Here is a 19,346-nt window from a genome sequence, read left to right as displayed (position 1 = left end):
TTGATTTGAATCTTTTCTATTTTATACATACTTGCTTAAACAGGAGTGAACATAATGATTTTAATGAAAGACATTATCCGCGAAGATAATCCCGTCTTAAGAGAGGTAGCAAAAGAAGTTCCTTTGCCTCCTTCACAAGAGGATATAAATATTTTAAATAGCATGCAAGAATACTTAAAGAATAGCCAAGATCCAGAGATAAGTGAAAAATATGGGCTCAGAGCTGGTGTTGGGCTTGCTGCACCACAAATCAATGTCTTAAAAAGAATGTTCGCGGTTCGATTAGAAGACGATAACGGAAAAAAATATCACTATTCTCTAATAAACCCAAAAATTATTAGCCATTCTGTAGAAAAGGCATATTTAACAGCTGGTGAAGGGTGTTTATCGGTAGACCGAGTTGTACCGGGTTATGTAATGAGACATGCCCGAATAACAATTAAAGGATACGATATTGAAGGTAAAGAAATAAAACTACGCTTAAAGGGCCTGCCAGCTATCGTCTTCCAACATGAGCTCGATCATTTGAACGGGATTATGTTCTACGATCATATTAATGATAGTAATCCATTTTATATTCCGGAAGGCGCTATTCCTATTGAAAGATAATTTGCTGTCATATTATATTGACAGCTTTTTTTTATTCTCTAGGAAATTATTGATTGGAACTTTATGGATAACTTTTAAGCAGGTGGTTCCCGTCTAGCGCAAGCAGCCGGCGACTTGCAAACTTCCGGTTTCTTCCTACGATAAGTCAACATCGACTCGCCTTTAATGTCCAGCTACGGGCGCCAACCCCTCGAGGTCAAAAACCCGCGTCAATAAAGTCAAAGAGCGACTTTTTTGACTCAGAACATTTGCTTGTCGGATGCCCGCAGGATGCGGGTCAGGAAGGCGTTGCGACGTACATGGATGTACTAGTGCAGGCGAAGCGACAGGACGTCGCTGCTTGAGCCTGCAACAGGACGTTGCGTACTTAGCCTTTCTTCTTTTATTCAGGCGCCTTCCGCTTTTCGTGGCTCATCGTGTTTCCTTTATCTCGTCAGAACCCTAAAAAGTTTGTACGTCGCTAACAGGCGCTTGCGCTTTTGTTTTAATAATTTCAAAATTTTCCTCTAGTAGCCCCACTTTAATTAAACCATTTACTATCCCATTATCATCAACATTGGAAGTAATAAGGTCAGCATGCATTTTTACTGCTTCATGTGCATTTCCCATCGCAATCCCGGTACCAACTGTTTGCAGCATTTCAATATCATTCAAACCATCTCCAAATGCATACACATTTTCCATTTCGAACCCTAGTCTTTCAATAAGTTTTTTTATTCCTTCTGCTTTTGATCCACCTTTCGGCACAACATCCATCGATTCCTCATGCCATCTAATAAAAGTAAGGTTTTTCTCGAACTCTGTAAGATATGAATCCTCACCTTCTTTTGCAAACAATAGCGCTTGATAAATATCGGTTTTTTCGTAAAAGCTTGGGTCATACTCAGGATGAACCATTTGGAGAGTTCCAAGACTTTCTTTCACCCGCTGATCAAATTTTACATTAGATTTTAAAGTAGATTCATTTAAAAATACTAAATGATGAAGATGATCTTCCGCTGATTTTATTAACTTTTTTAGTTCACTTGTATCTAAAGGATTTGCATAAACTACTTCATTCCTAAACACAACATATTGACCATTAAAACTTACAAATGATTCCATATTTAATTCTTCAAGCAGTTTAGTAACCATAAAAGGTGCTCTTCCCGTTGCAATTGCCGTATAGATACCTTTCTCCTGCAGTGTTTTAATTGCTTCTTTAGTAGAAGCAGGTAGATTTTTTTCATCGTCAAGTAATGTCCCGTCAATATCAAAGAAAACTATTTTTTTCATTTAACAAACTCCTCTTGTTGAATTCTTCTATTTCTTTTTAACTTTATGATAGAGAACGTATAGAAAGCATATAATAAAATTAGAAAATTGCAAGGCACCGGCCTATGGCTTTTGAGCTAGAGCAGATTGAGCTTGGAGCTAGACTGAAATAAGTACTAGTCCACTTCCTAGGGCAAGCCAACATTGGTATATTACGTGGAGGTTTTAGTATATTGACACAAGCAATGTTTAAGAATAATGCATTATAAAAACATATCCTATTTATTTTAACAAAAAAAGTTGCATAAATTTACCTCTTCTATTTGCAAGTTGCTTTTACTTTGCACTCGTATCGGTTAAAATAGATAATAAGGAGTGATCCACAATGTTTAAGAAGCTGAGAAAAAAGCTTTTAAAACGGTGGAAAGATTTACTTAGAAAAAAAACAATTGCTTAATGAACAATTAAGGTCCCTCTGTTTTTTTCGGAGGGCTTATTCTTTATTAAATTAAGCTGTTTGCATCTAGTATTAAAATAAAAATAATAATGATTAAGTTGTCCCAAATAATTTTAATAATAGACAACGGAGTTAAGGAGAGATAAAAATGATGTACAAAGTGTATTATCAAGATAGTAAAAGCGAAATGCCAGTTCGCGAAAAAACAAAATCCATGTATATGGAAGCAGACAATGAGCGTGCCGTTCGCAAATTGCTAAAAGACCAACAAATCAATATTGAATTTATTCAATTATTGGAAGGTGCATACCTCGAATACGAGAAAGAAAGTGAGCATTTTAAACTACAGGAGAATGTGTCATCATGAAATTTGTAAAAAATGACCAAACAGCAGTTTTTGCTCTTGGAGGGCTAGGCGAAATTGGAAAAAACACATATGGCGTACAATTTCAAGATGAAATTATATTAATTGACGCTGGCATCAAGTTCCCGGAAGACGAATTGCTAGGGATTGACTATGTCATTCCTGATTATACGTATATTGTTAAAAATGTTGATAAAATAAAAGGATTATTTGTAACGCACGGTCATGAAGATCATATTGGAGGCATTCCTTATTTACTTCGCCAAGTAAATATTCCAATCTATGCAGGAAAATTAGCTATAGGGCTTATTAAAAACAAACTAGAAGAGCACGGTCTTTTACGACAAACGAAATTTTTTGAAATCAAAGAGGACGATGTGATTAAATTCAGAAAAACATCGGTAACGTTCTTCCGCACGACTCACAGCATTCCTGATTCATACGGAATTGTAGTAAAGACGCCTCCAGGAAACATCGTCCATACAGGGGACTTCAAATTTGATTTTACACCTGTTGGCGAGCCTGCAAATTTAACTAAAATGGCTGAAATAGGAAAAGAAGGTGTCCTTTGTCTATTATCAGATAGTACAAATGCAGAAGTTCCAAATTTTACAATGTCTGAAAGACGAGTCGGCGATAGTATTAATGACATTTTTCGTAAAGTAGATGGCCGAATAATTTTCGCAACTTTTGCTTCAAATATTCATCGACTTCAGCAAGTAGCAGATGCTGCAGTTGCAACGGGGAGAAAGATTGCTGTGTTCGGACGCAGTATGGACGCTGCAATTGAAATTGGACAAGAACTCGGATATATTCGTGCTCCAAAAGATACGTTCATATCCACACAGCAACTAAATCGCCTCCCTGCCAATAAAGTGACGATTCTTTGCACAGGTAGTCAAGGTGAACCTATGGCGGCATTATCAAGAATTGCGAATGGAACTCACCGTCAAATTCAAATTCAACCGGGAGATACAGTCGTTTTCTCGTCTTCTCCAATTCCAGGTAATACAATTAGCGTTAATCGAACAATTAACTTATTATATCGTGCCGGCGCTGATGTAATTGCTGGATCCTTAAACGATATCCATACATCCGGTCACGGTAGTCAGGAAGAGCAAAAATTAATGCTCCGATTAATGAAGCCAAAATTTTTCATGCCGATTCACGGAGAGTTTCGCATGCAAAAGACACATGCTCAGTTGGCTATTGATTGTGATGTTCCTGAAGAAAACTGCTTTATTATGGATAATGGGGATGTACTTGCATTGACCGATCAAACTGCGGAGATCGCTGGAAAAATTCCTTCCGGGTCCGTATATATAGATGGCAGTGGAATAGGTGATATCGGAAATATTGTATTGCGTGACAGACGAATTCTTTCTGAAGAGGGTCTAGTTATTGTCGTGGTTTCCATAGATATGGAAAATCATACGATTGCGGCAGGACCGGATATTATTTCACGTGGCTTTGTATATATGCGTGAATCCGGAGATTTGATTAATGAAGCCCAACGAATGATTGGAAAACATCTAAATAAAATTATGGAGCGGAAAACGACTCAATGGTCCGAAATCAAAAATGAAATAACGGATACGTTGACGCCATTTTTATATGAAAAGACTAAGCGTAAACCGATGATTTTACCAATTATTATGGAAGTGTAATGATAAAAAGCTGCTGGCAATTTTACGAATTTGCCAGCAGCTTTTCACTTTATTCCATTACCTTCTTTTCAAATCTGTTTATATCACTATCAGCACCAATTACAATCAAGATATCCTCTTTTTTGAGAGGGTCATCTGCTTGAGGAGATACAATAATTTCTGTTCCCCTTTTAATCGCAACGATGTTCAAGCCATATTTTGCCCTCACATCCAAATCCATTAATGAATGTCCGGCAAGTAAATCATTTACTTTAATTTCAACTATGCTATATTCATCTGATAATTCTAGGTAATCTAATATATTATTAGAAACAATATAGTGAGCAATACGCCTTCCCATATCTCTTTCAGGATGTACGACATAATCTGCTCCAATTTTTAATAGAACTTTCTCATGATAATCGTTTTGCGCTTTAACTGTAATATGATTGACTCCTATTTCCTTTAACATTAGTGTTGTCAATATACTTGATTGAATATCTTCACCTATCGCTACGATAACATGGTCAAAATTTCGAATTCCAAGGCTTTTTAAAATGTTTTCATCTGTGGTATCTGCAATGACTGCATGTGTAGCAATGGAGGCAAATTCATTAACTCGATCCTCGTTTTTATCCATGGCCAATACTTCCATTCCTTGTTCTGCGAGTTCCCTGCAAATACTGCCTCCAAATCTTCCAAGTCCAATAACTGCGAATTGTTTTTTCAACGTTATTTCCTCCGTTTAATCAAATGAAGTATATTATTGATTCACTAGTTGATTTTTAAAAGCATAAATAGCCGCTTGAGTGCGGTCTTGTATTTCAAGCTTGCTCAAAATATTACTTACATGTGTTTTGACAGTCTTTAACCCAATAAATAATTCTTCAGCAATCTCTTGGTTTGTCTTTCCTTCAGCTATTAGCAATAATATTTCATATTCCCGATTTGTTAGGCTTTCATGAAGGACAGGTTTATTTCTCTGTTTCATTCGGGCCATCATCTTTCCTGTAACTTCTGGTTCAAGAACGGATTGTCCTTTATATGTTGCCCTTACAGCATCCGCAATTTCACTGGCAGTTGACGTTTTTAATATGTAACTAGCGGCTCCAGCTTCTAAAGCGGGATACACTTTTTCATCATCCAAAAAGCTGGTGACAATAATAATTTTGGCATCGGGCCATTCCTTAATAATCGCTTTTGTCGCTTCAATACCGTCCATTTGGTCCATTACAAGATCCATTAGAATAATATCTGGTCGTAATTCTAAAGCCATTTCTAAACCTATTGCTCCATTTTCTGCTTCGCCAATTACTTCAATATCCGTCTGAACTGAAAGATATGCCGAGACACCGATGCGCACCATTTCATGATCATCCACAAGTAGTACCTTTATCATTCTCCTCATCCTTTTTTTAATAAATTGGTACTTTCACTTCGATATTTGATCCCTTTCCAATAATACTGATCATTTTTACACTTCCGCCAATTTCAGAAGCCCGTTCTTTTATATTCGTTAACCCATATGAACCAGATTTAGCATTATCAATATCAAACCCTCGCCCGTTATCTAATATTTTTAAGAATATTACTTGATTGATTTGCTTTAAATTGACCTCCAAGAGGCTCGCCCTAGCATGTCTCAAAGTATTCGAAACCGCTTCTTGAACAATCCGGAATAAATGATCTTCAACACCTTTATCCAATTTAATATCTTGAATATTCCATATCACTTCTAAAGGCAACTTAGAAGTAAGTTCAGAAAGCAGCTCTTCTATTCCCGATTTCAAGCTTTTGCCTTCGAGTTGAACAGGTCTAAGGTGTAAAAGCAATGCTCTCATTTCGCTTTGGGCTTCATTAATAATGCTTTCTACGAGCTTTCTTTGCTTTACTGCCGTTTCACTCGTAGGATCTGGGTTTTGATTAATAGCCGATAAAAGCATTGTGGCAGCAAATAATTGTTGACTTACAGAATCATGCAGCTCTCTAGCTAGTCTGTTTCGTTCCTTCGTCAACACTTCTTCTTTTAATTGATTATTCCATTCCACTTTTTCGTTAGCCAATTTTTGTTGTACAATTGCTTGTTCTTTAAGACGTCGTGAAATTCCTTCTATTCTATGCCATATTATTAAAAAATCATCATTATGTTTTCTTTTTTCAGGATTGAACTCATAATTTCCTTGTTCAATTTCTAATAATCTTGCAGCTACTTCATCACTTTTTTGATGAACAGTATATCCAATAATCCAACCCGTGACTGCTCCAAATATAATACAAATAAGTAAAATAAAAATTCCATTAGGCAATAAAAAAATACTTTCTCGGAGCAGTGCAGTATACCAGTCTGCATCAATCAAAAAAATGAGGGCTGAACCTACAAAAATAGAAGCTATAAAGGCTGCTGAAGCAAAGTAAATTGAGAATGTAATTTGAATTCTCATATTCTCCTCACCTCAACATTGCCAACAATAACATTCGTAATAATTTTTATAGTACGCACCGAATTTTCATTACTGTCAGGATGATAAATGATATTAGAATTGAATATTTCAGTTTCTTCATCAAACACTTTCAACTTTCCACTAATTCCTGAATGATTTACAACTACGGAAGCATCAAAAGGAACAAGCAATTGGACATTGCCAATAAAACTTCTAATTACGACGGTGCTCTCACCAGGAGGAAGCATTGTCATTCCAAGATCAACGACAGTATCTCCAAGACCACATTGAATATTTATATCATCCCATTCAAAAACTTCATTAACTACTTTTTGACTTCCTAGAAAGATATTTTTAATAAAGGGTTGTTTTTTCTTCAATACCGACGATTTAGGATCAGGTTCAACTGTTTTAACGACAATATGATTAGTCAGCTTTTTCGTTTTTGAGTACTGCATTAGTCCATATATAACTGCAACTAAAATAAAGAATTTAAGAAAAGCCGAAGATAATATAGAAGTGGCAATTAAAAACAAACCAATGATTAGTCGAACATTGCTTTTTTTTCGAGAGTTTCTTGCTGTATATAAAAGAAAACAGCCTATAACTAGAGGGATAAAAAGCCGCCAATTAAAAAGAATTTCAAATCCCATCCCAATGGCGGAAATTAGCATAAACCAGCCAATTAGACTCGTTTTGCTCATCTTTTTCATTTTATCCTCCTCCTTTCTCCAAAAAACCATAATGAAAGTGGAAAGAAAGGCGACATACTACGCCTTTCTTAAACACTTGTTATTGTACCACGTTTTCTTGTTTCTGGATTTGTTTTTCTGCATTATTTATTTCTTTTGCCAGCTTTTGAATCTTGGCATCGAAAATGGTAATTTCATATTCATCGTCAAAGTTCGATTCTTTTTTCTTCATCTCGGATGCTACTGAATCAAAATTTTCTGCCGCCTGACCGAACTCGGATTCACTTAATAACTTATTCATTTTTTCTTTCATTGAAAGGACATTTTCCTTGCCCATAAGTTCTAATCTCTTAATATGCATATCCTTTACTTTTAATTTCATTTCTTCATGCTTCTGTTCTAGCTCCGACAATTGCTCGATAGCTGTATCATAGGCCTTCTTGAGACGATCTGCTTGCTCTTCTGCTTGCGCCTGATAGAGCAGTGCAGTCTCTGCCAATCCATCCTCACCAGCGTGAATGGCTAAATCCCTTTGTTCTTTACGTTTATTTGCAAGAGCAGTTGCTTGCTTCCATTCTTTATGAAATTCATTCTTTAACAATCTTTGTCTTTCAACTAATTTTCCGGCCTTTTCTAATTCTTTTTCACTATCACGAACATATTTATTTAATTGTGCAATAGGGTTTTGATTTACTTTCACTTCTGTCACACCTTGAAAATCGTCAATAATCGATTGTTTCATTTTTTCAAAAAAGTTTGTCATCGTATGTTCCCTCGTTTCTTTATTTTTGATTTTTTAATTTTGCCCATTCGCGATCAAAACCGGTAAATGGATCTTCACTTTTAACAACTGGTGTCTCTTTTGTTCTGTCCCAATTTTTATATCCTGTGTAAAGGATGTAAATAGCTGCAACTCCCGCTAGAGCAGGCAGACTTCCTAATAATCCCGAAAATCCAATCAACCCGATCAATGCCCAAATGATTTTGCCTACTGTTGAATTTGTAGCCATAAATTGCTTATAGGAAAAGTAAACAATAAACAGGCTGATCGCCATTCCTATCATATGACCTACACTTGATAGTGCGATTATCGCTAAGATAACAGCAGCTGTAATAAGTAAAAACTTTTTCATTATTTTTTCCTCCTTCCGTTCTCTATGACTTAACTTTAATGGAAAACGAAAGAACCATTAACCTGCCAGAGCTTGATTTTTTTCTCGGTCTTGAGGCGGATTTATTAAGAGGCTTTTTTTATTAGGACGTTGTTTACTTCCCCACGAGCTCGCTTTCCACTGCTATCAACTTCTCAGCATAATGACAAAAACGATTAAAAAGCATAAAAAATAGGATGCACCATTGGCATCCCTACTTTTCGTTGTCATTAATATGCGTCCAGCCTTCTTCTTGCCTAACTTTATTTTCCTTCATTAATTTTCCAAGCGCTCTTTTAAAAGCACCTTTGCTCATATTAAATCGTCTCTTTATATCTTCTGGAAGGCTTTTATCCCAATATGGCATTGAGCCGCCACGCCCTTGTAAATATTCAAAGATTTCATTGGCATCATCATCAAGCTGCTCATGTGTTCTAGGAAGTAAAGAAACGTTGATCATACCGTCTTCTTTAACATCGATTATTCGACCTTCCACTTCCTGACCTAATCGTGGTTCTTCCTTCCTTTCGCTTTCATGGATAAATCCCATATAACCTTCCTCGGTCATAATGAAAGATCCGGCAAGGAGTAGCCTGTATACAGTTCCTTTTATATTTTTATTAAAAACCTGGGGTTCAGCTGGAATAGCTATTGCTCTCATTACTTCTTCCGTTCCTAGCTTTCCGTATAAGCGATTTTTATTATCTACTTTTAATGAACAATAAAGCTTGTCTCCAATTGTTGGCCATAGCGAAAAAATTGCTGGCAAGTCATCCATTGACACAAGTATATCTTTCTTCAACCCAATATTTACAAATACACCTAAATTCTTTTTAACCTCTACAACCTCAACCCAATCATACTGTCCGATTTGAACAGTAGGAATTGTTAAAGTTGCAGACAGCCTTCCTTCATGATCCTGATATAAAAATACTTGGACTTCCTGTTCAACCGTTATTGGTTCAGTAACTTCGGAATGATGCAATAACACATCTTCTTCCCCATCGGTTAAAAAGAAGCCAAATGGCACTTCCCTTGCTACACGAAGCTTCACAACTGTTCCGACTTTCATTATCAAATCCCTGCTTTCGACATAACCTATATTAATAGCACAAATTATACCATGTTAAAGGAACAAAACAAAAAGTTAATCAATTTTAGGCATACTGCTTCTCATTTTGAACTTTTCGCTCCCTTAAAAATAATACGACAACGATAAAGGTTCCTATTAACGCCGAAAATGAGCCCAACCTATAAATATAGCTTCCGCCAAAATGTTCCATTAAATAACCACCAGCAGCACTTCCAATGATCGGTGCAAGGCCATTGAATGTCGCAAAATAAGCTGTTTGCCCTGTTGCAATCATTTCTCTTGGAATGATAGAGGCAACATATTGCAGGGAAGCAACCATAAAAATAGCAAATGTAACACTATGCATCGCTTGAGAAGAAACAATCAATACAGGTTCTGAGAGAAGACTATATAAAAACCATCGAATAGTATAAAAGCATCCCGCTATGCTGATTAGTACTAAAAGAGGAATCCTTCTCATCAAAATGTACATGATCCCAACGACAGGAGCTTCACTTAAGGCAGAAAAAGTCCAGGCTAAGCCAATCAGACCCTCTGGAGCCCCCAATGATTTTAAATACAGTGCAAGCATACCGTCGTTCATTCTATGTGGGATAGCGATAAATAAAACTGCAATTAAAAAAATAAAAAACTGTGGATTGCGAAATGCCTTTTTAAACCCTTCTTTTGTAACTGGATTTCTAGGTGCTTTTGAATCTGATAGCTTTAAAGCTATCAAAAAAACGCCAACAATGATAATCGTGTAAATAATCCATAAGTATTGAATGCCTATTTTTCCAATAATAAATCCGATAATAAACGATGCAGTGGCAAAACCAATCGAACCCCATACCCGAATCGATCCATAGCTTCTACCATTTTCTTTTGCGAATGTTGTAGATAGGCTATCTAACAATGGTTGAATCGGAGACATAAAAAAATGAAATACAAGCATACAAATGACTAAAAGTAACATTGTTGGACTAAAAAATATTGCCAAACCAATTACTAAAGTTGCTACTAATAATAGAAGAAGTATTTTTTTAACCGTTTGCTTTTTATCAGAAATAATTCCCCAGAGAGGTTGGGAAAAGATTGCTACAACCGGCCCAACAGCCAAAACAATTCCGATTTGTCCAGGACTAAGTCCCTTGTAACGAAATAATAACGGAAAAAACGCATTTATGATCGACATTGCCCAATAGAAAAAAAAGTTAAACATAGATAATTGCAGCATTCAAGTTCCCCCAAGAAGTTAACCACTTTTTATTTTTCATTTTATCATAAGAAAAGCGCAAGGCGCCCGTTCAGCGGCGTACAAACTTTTTAAGCTTCTGACGAGATAAAGGAAACACGGCGAGGAACGAGCCGTTGTTGACTTATCGTAGGAAGAAGCTGAAAGTTTGCTAGTCGCTGGGCGCCTGGAGCTAGACAGGACGGATACCCGTCCCGTAATATTTTTAAGTAAAAATTTATACTTTCTTTAACATGAACACCATCAAGTCATAAATAATAAGGTGATGATATTCATAAGTCTATGTTAGAATCATATTATATAATCTTTTGAAAATTAGATGAATATCGGAACAAAAGCGAAAGCGCCTGTTTAGCGACGTATAAACTTTTTAGGGTTCTGACGAGATAAAGGAAACACGGGAAGCCTAAAAGGCGAGCCGATGTTGACTTATCGTAGGAAGAAACCGAAAGTTTGCTAGTCGCTAGGCGTTAGAGCTAGACAGGAACTACCTTCATAAAAGTTATCCACAAAGTTCCAATCTATAATTTACTTAGAATCGGGAAATTAAAAAATGAGAAAGGATGATTATAATGGGTAAAACGAAGCATCCTGGACCTATGAAACTACCAAAAATTCCAGATCCAAAACATTGGGTTAGCCCCATTCCATTTGGACTTGGAAAGGTTAAACCAAAACATATTCGAGATACAGTGAAAGTCGTGATGGAAAATCATGACAACCTTCCATATGCCTATCGCATTCTTACGCAAGGAGTTTGCGATGGATGTGCACTAGGTGTTTCCGGACTAAAAGATCAAACATTAAAAGGACCTCATCTTTGTACAACACGCCTCAACGTATTAAGATTAAATACGATGCCTGCGATAAAAGAGGGAATATTGCATAGTGATATTGAAGAACTTCGTAAGATGAAGAGTAAAGACCTCAGGCAATTAGGAAGAATTCCTTATCCCCTTTCAAGGAAACCTGGTGAAAAAAAGTTTAGGAGAATAACTTGGGATGAAGCACTAAACAGAATAGCGGAAAAAATAAAAAGTATTGATCCTAAGCAATTAGCCTTTTTCTTGACCGCTAGAGGAATTACGAATGAAGTTTTTTACACTGCTGGAAAACTGGCGAGGTTTTTAGGAACGAACAATATTGATAACGCTTCCCGTATTTGTCATTCACCTAGTAAAACAGCATTAAAAAGATCGCTAGGAATTGGTGCTTCCAGCTGTAATTACCAAGATTGGATCGGAACGGATGTCCTCATTTTTTGGGGCTCTGTTGCCGCAAACAACCAACCTGTTTCCACAAAGTATATGTATGCCGCAAAAAGAAAAGGAACTAAAATTATTTGCATCAATCCATACAGAGAACCTGCAATGGATGGCTACTGGGTTCCATCCATCCCTGATTCCGCATTATTTGGCACAAAAATAGCTGATGATTTTTACCAGGTCAATATTGGTGGAGACATCGCCTTTATGAATGGAGTCATCAAACATTGGTTTGAAATGGAAAAAGAGCATCCTGGATCTGCTCTAGACCATAAATTTATTCGCGATCATGCAAATGGTTTAGATCGCTTACAAGGGCATGTTGAAAAACTTGATTGGGAAACTCTTGAAAAGTCTTCAGGAATTTCAAAAGAAAGAATGTTCGAGTTTGCAAGCATTCTAGCAAACGCAAAAAGCGGCGTCTTCGTCTGGTCGATGGGCTTAACACAGCATCGCTTTGGCACTGATAATATCTCACAAGTAGCCAATTTAGCCATTTTAAGAGGATTTATCGGACGTAAATATTGTGGAGTCATGCCAATCAGAGGCCATTCAGGAGTTCAGGGTTCTGGCGAAATGGGAGCAGATCCTTTTTCGCTTCCTGGAGGGGATTTTGATAAAGAGAATATTGAGCGCTTAGAAAAATTATGGAATTTTGACATTCCGAAATGGCAAGGTGATATCGTCGGTGTTTCTTTGGAAAATGCGATGTTGCCCGAGAATCACGAACGAAAAATTAAGGTGTTTTATACGTCTGGAGGCAATTTTCTCGAAACGATGCCAGATCCTCATTTTATAGAGAAATGCTTGCAAAATATTGAATTACGTGTTCACCAAGACATTATTCTTAACAGTTCTACCCTTGTAGATGCAAAAGAAGAGGTAATCGTCCTCCCTGCTATGACAAGATATGAACAACGAGGAGGCGGCACCTCTACGTCCACAGAGCGGATGGTTTATTTTTCACCAGAAATTAAAGGTCCGCGAATAGAGGAAGCCCGTAGTGAATGGGAGATCTACGTTGAACTTGCAGGACTGATTAAGCCGGAACAAAAACAACTGCTTCATTTTACAAAAGCGGAACAAATTCGTGCCGAAATTGCGATCGCCAACCCCAATTATGACGGAATCCAACTTTTGAAAGAACGCGGCGACGTTTTCCAATGGGGTGGGGCTTGGCTTTGTGAGGACGGAATTTGTCCAACAGTAGATGGAAAAGCCAATCTTATTCCTATTGAATTGCCTGACGTCAGAAAGCCTGATGGTCAGTTCTATTTAACAACGAGACGAGGTAAACAATTTAATTCTATGATCTACAGTGAAACAGATCCATTTAATGATGCAGAGCGGTATGATGTCCTCATCCATTCAGACGATGCTCAAGCTCTTGGAATATTAGATGGAGAGACGATTGTCGTCCATAACAAATATGGAACCTTCCAAGGAAAAGCAAAATACGCTGATACAAGAAGAGGAAATATTTCTGTTTACTGGCCGGAAGGAAATGTCTTAATTCAGAAAGGTGTTTATGAAAAACATGCAGGAATTCCGGAATACAATGCTAGCGTGACTGTTGAAAAGGCTGATTTATACCTTTCGCAAAAAGATAAGAAATATGTGGAAAAAAGGATTGAAGATCTTGAACAAGATATTAGTTAAGAAGGCGATACGATGAACAATCAAATGAAAGGCGAACTAAACATTTTAAAATACAATGGCGATGAATTACTTGAAACGATTGATATAGCTGCTATTGAGTTTCCATTAACCATTTATGTAGACGATGAGGAGTTTGCTACGATAGTTTGCAGTCCTACAAATATAAATATACTCGTAATCGGCTTTCTTGCTTCAGAAGGGTTAATAAGAAGTGTAGATCAAATATCTTCTATAGAAATTGATGAAAATCGGGGTTTTGCATACGTACATTTAAAAATTAAGCAATCTATTAATAAAGAATTTTTCTCCAAGCGAATGATCGGTTCATGTTGTGGAAAAAGCAGACAGTTTTATTTTTATAATGATGCTAATACCGCTAAAACAATAATGAGCAGACATTCGATTTCTATTAATGAATGCTTTTCGTTAATGAAGCTATTACAGGAAAGCTCGATAGATTTTCAACTAACTGGTGGCGTCCATAATGCTGCCCTCTGTACAAATGATACGATCCTTTTTAATTTTTCCGATATAGGGAGACATAATGCATTAGATAAGCTTTACGGCCAGATTTTACAGCATAACGTTCCAATTAAAGATAAGGTTGTTGCTTTCAGCGGAAGAATTTCTTCTGAAGTGATACTAAAAATATCTAAAATCGGAGTGGGAATATTAATCTCTAAATCTGCCCCTACAACGCTTGGAATTGAACTCGCCAATGATCTCGGAATTACGGTAATTGGATTTGTCAGAAAAGATAAGCTAAATATTTATTCGCATCCGGAAAGGGTTATTGAAGCAAATCATCTACCACTAATAGATTTCAAAACATGAAAAGGATGTGCCAAAGTTGGCACATCCTTTTCATTAGACTCTACTTAATTAGTACGTTGATTTCCGCTATGTGCTCGCTTTCCACGGGCGGAATGGGGAGCCTCCTCAGCGCCTTGCTGTTTTTCTAGCTACGGATTCTGGCGCCTCCGCTTTTCTAAAATGTGGTGTCTCCCCTACCCTGTAATCGATGGAATCTCGCACCTTCCGCGCCAATCAACTGGCAATTAATGAATATATTTAATTTAAAAATTATATAGCATCCATTACTTTAAACTGTGCCTCAATTAGACGGAAGTACTCGCCTCTTTGTGCTATCAGCTCGTCATGATTGCCTTCTTCGATAATATTTCCATGTTCCAACACGAAAATTTTATCCGCATCACGGATTGTAGATAATCTGTGGGCAATAATGATGGACGTTCTTCCTTGCAACAACGTTTTTAAAGCATTTTGGATTTGAATTTCTGTTTCTGTATCAATGCTTGCCGTCGCTTCATCAAGAATAATAATTCGAGGGTCTGCTAGCAATGCTCTTGCAAAAGAAAGTAATTGCCTTTCTCCAACAGATAAAATATTTCCTCGCTCTTCTACTTCTGTGTCAAATCCCATAGGAAGATTTTCAATAAATTTGTCTGCACCAATTGCCCGCGCTGCTTCTTTCACCTGTTCATTCGTCGCTGAAGGATTACCAAATCGAATATTTTCCATAATCGTTCCGGAGAAAATAAATGTATCTTGAAGAACAACACTAATTTGGTGACGTAAACTTCTTAAGGACACATCTCTAAGGTCATGGCCATCGATTTTCACTGCTCCGCCTGTAGGATCGTAGAAGCGTGAAATCAAGTTGGCAATCGTTGATTTCCCTGAGCCTGTATGCCCAACTAACGCGATTGTTTGGCCAGGCAACATTTCCAGAGAAATACCCTTTAATGCTTTACGCTTATCATCATAGGAGAATTCAACTTGATCAAAAACAATGTGTCCAGAAATATTTTCAAGCTCAACCGGATTTTTCTGTTCGTGGACGATCGGACTTTCATCCAAATATTCAAAGATACGTTCAGATGAGGCCATCGCCATTAATAGCTGATTGTACAATTGTCCGAGTCTTGATATTGGCTCCCAGAACATTCCGAGATAAAAGGCAAATGATACAAACTCTCCTAATGTCAATGAGTTTGCTTGGATTAAGTGGGCACCGTACCATATGAGCACACCTGTACCAATCGCATTTGTCAACTCAACTAAAGGACGGAAAAACGCACTTTTCTTCGTCGCTATTTGCCAAGCATCATAGTTCTCTTGATTGACCCCATCGAAAAATGCCATATTTTCCTTTTCTTGAGTAAAGCTTTGTGTAACGCGAATACCTTGAATACTTTCATTCAAATGAGAATTCAATTTTGATTGCTTAATTCTCATAAATTGCCAGGATCTACGAATACTTTTACGTAATGTCGTAGAAATTAAAAACATTAATGGCAGTATGACCAATACAGCCAACGTTAGCTGCGGACTTAGTGTAAATAAAATTACGATTACACCAGCCAGCATTAACATATCCATAAAAATGTTAATAACACCATTCGTAAACAAATCCTGCAATGAATTCGTATCATTCATTATCCTAACAAGTATCGAACCCGCAGACCTTTGATCAAAGAAGGAGTGTGACAGCCCTTGTACGTGAGTAAACACATGTTTACGCAAGTCGTAAATGACCTTTTGACCTAGTTCATTACTCCATTTAATCCTATAAATGTTTGCAACATATGAAATCAAATAAAGTATGGATATAATCGCTACGATCCACATTAATAAAGAAATATTTTTTTCTTCCTTTATGGCTTTATCTAGTGCATACACCCCAATTAAAATTGGGATAATGAGCCGTACAGCCGTTGTGATCAATACAGTAATAATAGATGCTGGCAATAAGTTCTTTGAATAAGGCTTTAAATATTCAAATAGCCGCCCCATCTGTTTCCAGTTAAATGGTTTATCAATTAATTGTTCTGAGGAATAGCGAAATCGTTCCAATACGAGTGGATTTATTTTTTTTGTTTTTTCCATCTTTGCCTCACCCTCTCTGGCCTTGCAATATGGCTCTTTGATCTTGGAACTGGATTTTATAGACTCGCTCGTATTGTCCACCATTATGAATCAACTCATCATGTGTGCCTCTTTCGACAATCTTGCCGTCTTCTAAAACGAGAATTTCATCCGCATGCTTTAAAGAAGAAATTCGGTGAGCAATTATAAAGGTTGTTCTTCCTTTCATTACTTCCCTCATAGCACCTTGGATTTTAAACTCTGTTTCCATATCAACTGCACTTGTAGCATCATCCAGAATGAGTATGCTTGGATTAAGACAAATGGCACGTGCAATGGAAATTCTTTGTTTTTGACCACCTGATAATCCCATCCCACGCTCTCCTAGAATGGTATCGTACCCGTCAGGCAATTCCACGATAAAATTATGTGCATCCGCTCTTTTAGCAGCGTCAATGATTTCATCCATCGTTGCATCTGGTCTTCCGTATGCAATATTTGCTTTAATAGTAGAAGAAAACAAAAAGCTCTCTTGCAATACAAATCCGATGTTGCTTCGCAGTGATTTTAAAGCGTACTCATTTACATTTTTACCATCAATTAACACTTCGCCAGATTCTGGCTCATAAAATCTAGTAATCAATTGAGTAATACTTGTTTTACCTGATCCAGTTGACCCAACAAGACCAATAATCTTTCCTTGTTCAGCTTTAAAACTAATATCCTTTAATGCTGAATTATCATCACCAGCATATCTGAGGTAAACATTTTTAAACTCCACTTCGCCTTTTAGTCGTTCAGGAGCATAAGCGTTTTCTTTATCAACAATATCTTCCTTAGCTTCCAAAATCTCAAGAAGCCTTTCTCCAGAAGCTTTTGATTGAGAAAACATATTGATAGTAAACCCTAAGCTCATAATTGGCCATAAAATATACCCTACTAAACTATAGAAAGCTACAAGTTCACCTGGTTGTAAGGACCCTTTTATAACTAAATAGCCCCCAAATGATAGTAGAGCGACTACACAAACATTTCCGAGAAACTCCATTAATGGAAAATACTTAGCCCAAATATTAGAAGTAAAAATCATATTGTCTTTATAGTCAGCGTTGGAGTCGTTAAACTTTCCAGTTTGAAACTCTTCCCTTGACAAAGATTTTACTGTGTTGATACCTGAAATATTCTCTTGGACATTCGTATTTAGTTTTCCAAATGATTTTCTGATTCCACGGAAAGCAGGATGCACTGCCCTATCAAACTTATACACAACAAAAAATAAAAATGGCAGAGATATCATAGTTGCTAGTGTAAGTGGAACAGAATAATAGAACATGACCCCAAAGGCAACCGTTAACATTAAAATAAAGCGGAATAATTCTGAAAATCCAAAAGATAAAAAGAATCGGAAAGACTCAACGTCGGCAGTTAAACGTGACATGAGATCTCCAGTTTTTGCATTGTCGTAATATCGAAATGGCAAAAACTGCAATTTTTCATACAATGCGTTACGCAAACTGTATACGGATTTAATTCCAAATATTTCTCCCGTATATTGGTGGATAAACGTAACTATTCCTTTAATAATCATAATTCCTAAAAAACCAAATGTTAATGGTGCAATTAAGTTATACTGACCTTTCAATACTACATCATCAATTGTAAGCTGAAGAATGATCGGATAAATTACTGTAACCGCCGTCACAAATAGCAAAAAGAATATTGAAATGAAAAAGTATTGTTTATATGGCCAGTAATATTGCCTTAACTTTTTTAATGTGTTCATACAATTCCCTCCCCTATGGCAATTGGCCGTAATAACTAATATATCGGCTTCCGAAATTTTTTTCCACTGTTTTTTAAATTTTTTTTACCATTCCTCCCAATTTCGCAAATTTCCTACTCCAAAAGTCTGAGATGTGTGTAAAATCTACACAAAAGTCTAGGGGCGGCATGCGACTCCTCGGCACATGTCGGCATTCACACGTATACCGTTTTTTCTGCAATTACATATTCAATAATATTAACCAAGTCATCACACAAAAAAACGCCCAATAAATGCTTTGGACGTCGATTCAAATATAAATATTATTATGCTTTTTCAACTTCATTCAGAACTCGATTAACTCTCTTTTCAAGCATTTTCATGCCGCCACCGCCAGCTTGAAAATGACGAAGCTTTCCTTCTTTGTCAAAGACATAGTAAGCAGGAACATATTGATTTTCTAGAGCATCTGCAAATTTCAATTCACTGTCCACAAAAATCGGTTGAGTGATTTCATGTTCGGAAGCAACCTTCTTTATTTCCTCGAGATCTAGATCATTTTCTGAACGAGGCATATGGACTGCAACTACATTCAATTTATCTTGAAAATCGTCGCGAAATTGATTTACTTGTGGCATAGCTTCCTTGCAAAGATGACAACTGATAGACCAGAAATGGAATAATGTTGGTTTTTCCCCAATCAGCTCATCTTTCGTAACTTGACCGTTTAACCATTCTGTTGCACCTGCAAGCTCAGGCATTGGTTCACGAAGCTTCATAATATGATTCTCCTCTCATTAATCAAATCATTATGAAGGACAGGCATATCG

At 36.9% G+C, this 19,346-nt stretch carries 16 protein-coding genes and 2 pseudogenes; 5 read left to right on the top strand and 13 right to left on the bottom strand.

The genetic code is table 11. The features are described 5' to 3' along the window. Positions 1–54: 54 nt before the first annotated feature. The gene (gene def / locus KHA97_RS01950; RefSeq protein ID WP_213123071.1) at positions 55–609 is read left to right on the top strand and encodes a peptide deformylase; all 555 of its coding nucleotides are present in this window, start codon (positions 55–57) and stop codon (positions 607–609) included. A gap of 441 nt (positions 610–1,050) precedes the next feature. On the opposite strand, the gene KHA97_RS01945 is transcribed toward def, so the two are convergent. Next, entirely contained in the window at positions 1,051–1,884 is an 834-nt protein-coding gene (locus KHA97_RS01945) for a Cof-type HAD-IIB family hydrolase (protein ID WP_213123070.1), read from the bottom strand. A gap of 584 nt (positions 1,885–2,468) precedes the next feature. Here KHA97_RS01945 and KHA97_RS01940 point away from each other — a divergent pair. Both KHA97_RS01940 and rnjA read left to right on the top strand, forming a co-directional pair. Further along, positions 2,469–2,687: a DNA-dependent RNA polymerase subunit epsilon gene (locus KHA97_RS01940; protein ID WP_213123069.1), complete on the top strand. Its 219-nt coding sequence runs from the start codon at positions 2,469–2,471 to the stop codon at positions 2,685–2,687. Next, a complete protein-coding gene (gene rnjA / locus KHA97_RS01935; RefSeq protein ID WP_213123068.1) occupies positions 2,684–4,351 on the top strand; it encodes a ribonuclease J1 in 1,668 nt (555 codons plus the stop codon). The genes KHA97_RS01940 and rnjA overlap by 4 nt, the downstream gene beginning before the upstream one ends. Before the next feature lie 49 nt (positions 4,352–4,400). Here the strand turns inward: rnjA and KHA97_RS01930 are convergent, their stop codons facing one another. From KHA97_RS01930 to KHA97_RS01895, 8 genes are all read right to left on the bottom strand, one after another. After that, positions 4,401–5,060, bottom strand: a complete 660-nt coding sequence (locus KHA97_RS01930; RefSeq protein ID WP_213123067.1) for a potassium channel family protein — start codon at positions 5,058–5,060, stop codon at positions 4,401–4,403. Between the two features lie 33 nt (positions 5,061–5,093). Then, a complete protein-coding gene (locus KHA97_RS01925) occupies positions 5,094–5,729 on the bottom strand; it encodes a response regulator (RefSeq protein WP_213123066.1) in 636 nt (211 codons plus the stop codon). A gap of 16 nt (positions 5,730–5,745) precedes the next feature. Further along, a complete protein-coding gene (locus tag KHA97_RS01920; RefSeq protein WP_213123065.1) occupies positions 5,746–6,771 on the bottom strand; it encodes a sensor histidine kinase in 1,026 nt (341 codons plus the stop codon). Continuing rightward, complete coding sequence (gene liaF, locus KHA97_RS01915; protein ID WP_213123064.1) at positions 6,768–7,484, bottom strand: cell wall-active antibiotics response protein LiaF; 717 nt, start codon at positions 7,482–7,484, stop codon at positions 6,768–6,770. The genes KHA97_RS01920 and liaF overlap by 4 nt, the downstream gene beginning before the upstream one ends. Before the next feature lie 79 nt (positions 7,485–7,563). After that, on the bottom strand, positions 7,564–8,226 hold the full coding sequence (locus KHA97_RS01910; RefSeq protein WP_213123063.1) for a PspA/IM30 family protein: 663 nt from the start codon (positions 8,224–8,226) through the stop codon (positions 7,564–7,566). Between the two features lie 19 nt (positions 8,227–8,245). Continuing rightward, positions 8,246–8,596, bottom strand: coding sequence for a lmo0954 family membrane protein (locus KHA97_RS01905; protein WP_213123062.1), 351 nt, complete (start codon positions 8,594–8,596; stop codon positions 8,246–8,248). 232 nt (positions 8,597–8,828) lie between these two features. After that, positions 8,829–9,686 (bottom strand): CvfB family protein, encoded by an 858-nt coding sequence (locus tag KHA97_RS01900; RefSeq protein ID WP_213123061.1) that lies wholly within the window; start codon positions 9,684–9,686, stop codon positions 8,829–8,831. Positions 9,687–9,771: 85 nt separating this feature from the next. Continuing rightward, entirely contained in the window at positions 9,772–10,923 is a 1,152-nt protein-coding gene (locus tag KHA97_RS01895; RefSeq protein WP_213123060.1) for an MFS transporter, read from the bottom strand. A 590-nt stretch (positions 10,924–11,513) separates the two neighbouring features. Here KHA97_RS01895 and KHA97_RS01890 point away from each other — a divergent pair. Further along, positions 11,514–13,865 (top strand): FdhF/YdeP family oxidoreductase, encoded by a 2,352-nt coding sequence (locus tag KHA97_RS01890; RefSeq protein WP_213123059.1) that lies wholly within the window; start codon positions 11,514–11,516, stop codon positions 13,863–13,865. A gap of 12 nt (positions 13,866–13,877) precedes the next feature. Further along, entirely contained in the window at positions 13,878–14,699 is an 822-nt protein-coding gene (gene fdhD, locus KHA97_RS01885; RefSeq protein WP_213123058.1) for a formate dehydrogenase accessory sulfurtransferase FdhD, read from the top strand. A 249-nt stretch (positions 14,700–14,948) separates the two neighbouring features. Here the strand turns inward: fdhD and KHA97_RS01880 are convergent, their stop codons facing one another. From KHA97_RS01880 to KHA97_RS01870, 4 genes and pseudogenes are all read right to left on the bottom strand, one after another. Further along, a complete protein-coding gene (locus KHA97_RS01880; RefSeq protein WP_213123057.1) occupies positions 14,949–16,775 on the bottom strand; it encodes an ABC transporter ATP-binding protein in 1,827 nt (608 codons plus the stop codon). Between the two features lie 7 nt (positions 16,776–16,782). Continuing rightward, positions 16,783–17,445, bottom strand: a pseudogene (locus tag KHA97_RS24565) (ABC transporter ATP-binding protein); the annotation flags it as partial. A gap of 288 nt (positions 17,446–17,733) precedes the next feature. Next, a pseudogene (locus tag KHA97_RS24560) lies at positions 17,734–18,537 on the bottom strand (ABC transporter transmembrane domain-containing protein); the annotation flags it as partial. Positions 18,538–18,842: 305 nt separating this feature from the next. Continuing rightward, complete coding sequence (locus tag KHA97_RS01870) at positions 18,843–19,295, bottom strand: TlpA family protein disulfide reductase (RefSeq protein ID WP_213123055.1); 453 nt, start codon at positions 19,293–19,295, stop codon at positions 18,843–18,845. Positions 19,296–19,346: the final 51 nt, after the last annotated feature.

The organism is Lederbergia citri, from assembly GCF_018343625.1.
Taxonomy (GTDB): domain Bacteria; phylum Bacillota; class Bacilli; order Bacillales; family Bacillaceae_C; genus Lederbergia; species Lederbergia citri.
This window is presented reverse-complemented; position numbering and strand designations above follow the sequence as displayed.

Excerpts from the sequence above, each read along its gene's own strand:
- def (WP_213123071.1), top strand. The coding sequence starts at position 55 with ATGATTTTAATGAAAGACATTATCCGCGAAGATAATCCCGTCTTAAGA.
- KHA97_RS01945 (WP_213123070.1), bottom strand. The coding sequence starts at position 1,884 with ATGAAAAAAATAGTTTTCTTTGATATTGACGGGACATTACTTGACGAT.
- KHA97_RS01940 (WP_213123069.1), top strand. The coding sequence starts at position 2,469 with ATGATGTACAAAGTGTATTATCAAGATAGTAAAAGCGAAATGCCAGTT.
- rnjA (WP_213123068.1), top strand. The coding sequence starts at position 2,684 with ATGAAATTTGTAAAAAATGACCAAACAGCAGTTTTTGCTCTTGGAGGG.
- KHA97_RS01925 (WP_213123066.1), bottom strand. The coding sequence starts at position 5,729 with ATGATAAAGGTACTACTTGTGGATGATCATGAAATGGTGCGCATCGGT.
- KHA97_RS01920 (WP_213123065.1), bottom strand. The coding sequence starts at position 6,771 with ATGAGAATTCAAATTACATTCTCAATTTACTTTGCTTCAGCAGCCTTT.
- liaF (WP_213123064.1), bottom strand. The coding sequence starts at position 7,484 with ATGAAAAAGATGAGCAAAACGAGTCTAATTGGCTGGTTTATGCTAATT.
- KHA97_RS01910 (WP_213123063.1), bottom strand. The coding sequence starts at position 8,226 with ATGACAAACTTTTTTGAAAAAATGAAACAATCGATTATTGACGATTTT.
- KHA97_RS01905 (WP_213123062.1), bottom strand. The coding sequence starts at position 8,596 with ATGAAAAAGTTTTTACTTATTACAGCTGCTGTTATCTTAGCGATAATC.
- KHA97_RS01900 (WP_213123061.1), bottom strand. The coding sequence starts at position 9,686 with ATGAAAGTCGGAACAGTTGTGAAGCTTCGTGTAGCAAGGGAAGTGCCA.
- KHA97_RS01895 (WP_213123060.1), bottom strand. The coding sequence starts at position 10,923 with ATGCTGCAATTATCTATGTTTAACTTTTTTTTCTATTGGGCAATGTCG.
- KHA97_RS01890 (WP_213123059.1), top strand. The coding sequence starts at position 11,514 with ATGGGTAAAACGAAGCATCCTGGACCTATGAAACTACCAAAAATTCCA.
- fdhD (WP_213123058.1), top strand. The coding sequence starts at position 13,878 with ATGAACAATCAAATGAAAGGCGAACTAAACATTTTAAAATACAATGGC.
- KHA97_RS01880 (WP_213123057.1), bottom strand. The coding sequence starts at position 16,775 with ATGGAAAAAACAAAAAAAATAAATCCACTCGTATTGGAACGATTTCGC.
- KHA97_RS01870 (WP_213123055.1), bottom strand. The coding sequence starts at position 19,295 with ATGAAGCTTCGTGAACCAATGCCTGAGCTTGCAGGTGCAACAGAATGG.